We start from the raw sequence: 5,706 nt of genomic DNA, 5'->3' as shown, positions 1-5,706 counted from the left end.
AAAAATCATGTTCTACAACATCGTCGTCAATGAGCGTGCTAGTATAAATATGCAAAAAAGTTCAGAAAAAAGTGTCGAATATATTTGGATCTAGATTAAAAGTCTGTACTTTTGCACCCGCTTTCCGAGGGAGGACAGCCTGACAGGTTTGACATGATGCTTGCCGCATAAGGTACCTTGAAAATAAAGACAAAAAACTTTCAAAAAAGTTTGGAGTTAATAAATAAAAGTCCTTATCTTTGCATCCGCTTTCTAAAAGAAAGCGCGTGTTTCTGACACGTCAGTTCTTTGAAATATTGATAAACAATACAAGTAGTACAAGTAAAGAAATAGAACCGTCAATACTTGTCTGGTATATATTAAATATATGTACAGGCACAGGTATTGTAATAAAGGTCAATGAAATTACGGCGTCCTGAACAGAGCAATATGATATCCTTGATTGGATATTCGAATGATATTTTTACAATGAAGAGTTTGATCCTGGCTCAGGATGAACGCTAGCTACAGGCTTAACACATGCAAGTCGAGGGGCATCATGAAGGTTTGCTTGCAAACCTTTGATGGCGACCGGCGCACGGGTGAGTAACACGTATCCAACCTTCCGTTAACTCGGGGATAGCCTTTCGAAAGAAAGATTAATACCCGATGCCATATCATCCCCGCATGGGGATGCTGTGAAAGGAATCCGGTTATCGATGGGGATGCGTTCCATTAGTTAGTTGGCGGGGTAACGGCCCACCAAGACAACGATGGATAGGGGTTCTGAGAGGAAGGTCCCACATTGGAACTGAGACACGGTCCAAACTCCTACGGGAGGCAGCAGTGAGGAATATTGGTCAATGGACGGAAGTCTGAACCAGCCAAGTAGCGTGAAGGATGACTGCCCTATGGGTTGTAAACTTCTTTTATACGGGAATAACCGGTCCCACGTGTGGGACTCTGCATGTACCGTATGAATAAGGATCGGCTAACTCCGTGCCAGCAGCCGCGGTAATACGGAGGATCCGAGCGTTATCCGGATTTATTGGGTTTAAAGGGAGCGTAGGTGGGCTGTTAAGTCAGTTGTGAAAGTTTGCGGCTCAACCGTAAAATTGCAGTTGAAACTGGCAGTCTTGAGTACAGTAGAGGTGGGCGGAATTCGTGGTGTAGCGGTGAAATGCTTAGATATCACGAAGAACTCCGATTGCGCAGGCAGCTCACTGGACTGTCACTGACACTGATGCTCGAAAGTGTGGGTATCAAACAGGATTAGATACCCTGGTAGTCCACACAGTAAACGATGAATACTCGCTGTTTGCGATATACAGTAAGCGGCCAAGCGAAAGCATTAAGTATTCCACCTGGGGAGTACGCCGGCAACGGTGAAACTCAAAGGAATTGACGGGGGCCCGCACAAGCGGAGGAACATGTGGTTTAATTCGATGATACGCGAGGAACCTTACCCGGGCTTAAATTGCAAATGAATGATCAGGAGACTGGTCCGCCGCAAGGCATTTGTGAAGGTGCTGCATGGTTGTCGTCAGCTCGTGCCGTGAGGTGTCGGCTTAAGTGCCATAACGAGCGCAACCCTTATCTTCAGTTACTAACAGGTGATGCTGAGGACTCTGAAGAGACTGCCGTCGTAAGATGTGAGGAAGGTGGGGATGACGTCAAATCAGCACGGCCCTTACGTCCGGGGCTACACACGTGTTACAATGGGGGGTACAGAAGGCCGCTACCTGGCGACAGGATGCCAATCCTCAAAACCTCTCTCAGTTCGGATCGAAGTCTGCAACCCGACTTCGTGAAGCTGGATTCGCTAGTAATCGCGCATCAGCCATGGCGCGGTGAATACGTTCCCGGGCCTTGTACACACCGCCCGTCAAGCCATGAAAGCCGGGGGTACCTGAAGTACGTAACCGCGAGGAGCGTCCTAGGGTAAAACCGGTAATTGGGGCTAAGTCGTAACAAGGTAGCCGTACCGGAAGGTGCGGCTGGAACACCTCCTTTCTGGAGTGATGCCGTAGTGGTGGATGTCCTTATCGTATGTTTAATATGTATCGTATGTAAGGTCCATCTCCACCCGGATACCTTTCAAGGTTCTGTTTTTTTTGTACTACTGGTACTTGTTTATTTATGATATAGATCAACCATCTATAGAAGTATAGATATAGATCAACACGAGAGAAAACAGAAGCCGAGTCTAACATACAGGTAGACAAGGTTGAACTAGTCCTATAGCTCAGTTGGTTAGAGCGCTACACTGATAATGTAGAGGTCGGCAGTTCAACTCTGCCTGGGACTACCAAGCTCAAGATATGTCCATGTGCGCGAGCCTTGACCGATATTCTTGAATCACTTCTTGGGGGATTAGCTCAGCTGGCTAGAGCATCTGCTTTGCACGCAGAGGGTCAACGGTTCGAATCCGTTATTCTCCACAGTCTCAGCAATGAGAAACGATCTTTGACATGATGTACAAAAAGTAAAATTTTAGTAAGAGCTAAAAGTATATATCAAACCGTACGTGTCCGCGTATGCAATATTGATAAATGGAAGCAATTCCAATGTCAATACCGGTACACGGACAAGACGTTTGAAAGAAAGTAAATAAGGGCGCATGGCGGATGCCTTGGCTCTCGGAGGCGATGAAGGACGTGATAAGCTGCGATAAGCTTCGGGAAGGTGCAAATAACCTTTGATCCGGAGATCTCCAAATGGGACAACCCGGTGTTCTGAAGGAACACCATCCATTTTCAGATGGAGGCAAACGCAGGGAACTGAAACATCTTAGTACCTGTAGGAAGAGAAAATAATAATGATTCCCCAAGTAGTGGCGAGCGAACGGGGATTAGCCCAAACCGGTATTGTTACGGCAATACCGGGGTTGTAGGACCACGATATCGCATGAAATTCGGTGAGAAGAATTCTTTGGAAAATGAAACCATAGACGGTGATAGTCCGGTATTCGAAGCCGAATGAAGCGTAGTGGTATCCTGAGTAGCGCGGGACACGGGAAATCTTCGTGAATCCGCCGGGACCATCCGGTAAGGCTAAATACTCCGAGAGACCGATAGCGAACCAGTACCGTGAGGGAAAGGTGAAAAGCACTTCGAACAGAAGAGTGAAATAGTCCCTGAAACCGTGCGCCTACAAGCGGTCGGAGCTGCTTGATGCAGTGACGGCGTGCCTTTTGCATAATGAACCTACGAGTTACTTTTTCCGGCGAGGTTAAGTGTCTTGAGACATGCAGCCGAAGCGAAAGCGAGTCTTAACAGGGCGGTTAGTCGGAAGGAGTAGACGCGAAACCAAGTGATCTACCCTTGGCCAGGTTGAAGGTTAGGTAACACTAACTGGAGGACCGAACCGATAAGCGTTGAAAAGCTTCCGGATGAGCTGAGGGTGGGGGTGAAAGGCTAATCAAACTTGGAGATAGCTCGTACTCCCCGAAATGCATTTAGGTGCAGCCTTGTGGGTTACTAATGTGAGGTAGAGCGACTGATAAGATGCGAGGGCTTCACCGCCTATCAAGTCTTGATAAACTCCGAATGCGCATTAGTTTGATCACAGGAGTGAGGGCATGGGTGCTAAGGTCCATGTCCTAAAGGAGAAGAATCCGGACCATGGCTAAGGTCCCGAAATAATTGCTAAGTTGAACTAACGAAGTCAGATTGCTAAGACAGCTAGGATGTTGGCTTGGAAGCAGCCATTCATTTAAAGAGTGCGTAACAGCTCACTAGTCGAGGAGTTTGGCGTGGATAATAATCGGGCATAAAGCAATTTACCGAAGCTATGGGATGTCAGTATTGAATTGACATCGGTAGGGGAGCATTCCACTCAGCGTCGAAGGTGGGGCGTGAGCCTTGCTGGAGCGTGTGGAAACGCAAATGTAGGTATAAGTAACGATAAAGGGGGTGGGAAACCCCCTCGCCGCAAGACTAAGGTTTCCTGATCAACGCTAATCGGATCAGGGTTAGTCGGGTCCTAAGGCTCAGCCGAATGGTGATGCCGATGGCAGAACAGGTTAATATTCCTGTACTACCTTATGGAGTGACGTGGAGACGGAGTCGTGACAACGCCGCGGACTGACGGAATAGTCCGTTGAAGGTTGTAGATGTTGATCTTTGCAGGCAAATCCACAAAGAGAGTCGAACCTGATAGTATGGAGCGTTCCTCGGAACAATCCAATAGCGCGTGTAACCATACTCCCGAGAAAATCCGCTAAACTTAATCCCTAAGGTACCCGTACCGCAAACGGACACACGTAGTCGGGTTGAATATACTCAGGCGCTTGAGTGAATCACGGTTAAGGAACTAGGCAAACTGACCCTGTAACTTCGGGATAAAGGGTCCCAACGTGAGTTGGGCGCAGAGAATAGGTCCAGGCAACTGTTTAACAAAAACACAGGGCTGTGCAAAATTGAAAGATCATGTATACAGCCTGACACCTGCCCGGTGCTGGAAGGTTAAGAGGAGACGTCATCGCAAGAGAAGCGTTGAATTGAAGCCCCAGTAAACGGCGGCCGTAACTATAACGGTCCTAAGGTAGCGAAATTCCTTGTCGGGTAAGTTCCGACCTGCACGAATGGTGTAATGATCTGGACGCTGTCTCAACCGTGAGCTCAGTGAAATTGTAGTATCGGTGAAGATGCCGATTACCCGCGATGGGACGAAAAGACCCCGTGAACCTTTACTATAGCTTAACATTGAATTTGGGTAATTGATGTGTAGGATAGGCCGGAGACAATGAAGTGGGTACGCCAGTATCTGTGGAGTCGCTGTTGAAATACGGCCCTTTGATTATTTGAGTTCTAACTCCTTTACTGGAGGACACTGTTTGGTGGGTAGTTTGACTGGGGTGGTCGCCTCCAAAAGCGTAACGGAGGCTTCTAAAGGTGCCCTCAGGACGATTGGTAACCGTCCGCAGAGTGTAATGGCATAAGGGCGCTTGACTGGGAGACTTACAAGTCGATCAGGTAGGAAACTAGAGCATAGTGATCCGGTGTTTCCGTATGGAAGGGACATCGCTCAAAGGATAAAAGGTACTCCGGGGATAACAGGCTGATCCCTCCCAAGAGCTCATATCGACGGAGGGGTTTGGCACCTCGATGTCGGCTCGTCACATCCTGGGGCTGGAGAAGGTTCCAAGGGTTGGGCTGTTCGCCCATTAAAGTGGCACGCGAGCTGGGTTCAGAACGTCGTGAGACAGTTCGGTCTCTATCTATCGTGGGCGTATGAAATTTGCGTGGCTCTGACACTAGTACGAGAGGACCGTGTTGGACTGACCTCTGGTTTACCGGTTGTGCCGCCAGGTGCATTGCCGGGTATCTAAGTCGGGATTGGATAAGTGCTGAAAGCATCTAAGTACGAAGCCAGCCACAAGATTAGATTTCTCAGGGTCGTCAAAGACGATGACGTTGATAGGATGCAGGTGTAAAGGTGGTAACATCAAAGCCGAGCATTACTAATTGCCCGTCGACTTTCTTTCGGAGATGTAGTGGTTGGTTGTATACATTTAGCTTGTAATAACTGAATTTTTACTTTTCATCATGTCATGACTTTATTCAGGTGGTTATAGCACGAGGGTTCCACCTCTTCCCATTCCGAACAGAGAAGTTAAGCCTCGTCACGCCGATGGTACTGCGTAACAGTGGGAGAGTAGGTAGCCGCCGTTTTTGAAGAAGCCCCTTGATTCTAAAGTGAGTCAAGGGGCTTGCTGTGTTTGGT

Annotated in this window: 2 tRNA genes and 3 rRNA genes; all 5 read left to right on the top strand. The window is 48.1% G+C overall.

What is annotated here, in order from left to right:
• Positions 1 to 465 precede the first annotated feature (465 nt).
• Positions 466 to 1,992 (top strand): 16S ribosomal RNA (locus tag AB9N12_RS16750).
• A gap of 221 nt (positions 1,993 to 2,213) precedes the next feature.
• A tRNA-Ile gene (locus AB9N12_RS16745) sits at positions 2,214 to 2,290 on the top strand.
• 56 nt (positions 2,291 to 2,346) lie between these two features.
• Positions 2,347 to 2,420 (top strand) — tRNA-Ala (locus AB9N12_RS16740).
• A gap of 159 nt (positions 2,421 to 2,579) precedes the next feature.
• A 23S ribosomal RNA gene (locus AB9N12_RS16735) occupies positions 2,580 to 5,467 on the top strand.
• Between the two features lie 76 nt (positions 5,468 to 5,543).
• Positions 5,544 to 5,654, top strand: a 5S ribosomal RNA gene (rrf, locus tag AB9N12_RS16730).
• Together the 16S, 23S and 5S rRNA genes with 2 tRNA genes alongside form the textbook arrangement of a ribosomal RNA operon.
• Positions 5,655 to 5,706: the final 52 nt, after the last annotated feature.

The organism is Bacteroides sp. AN502(2024) (assembly GCF_041227145.1).
Lineage (GTDB): Bacteria > Bacteroidota > Bacteroidia > Bacteroidales > Bacteroidaceae > Bacteroides.
The sequence above is the reverse complement of the archived record's forward strand: the minus strand, read 5'-3'. Positions and strand labels throughout refer to the sequence as shown.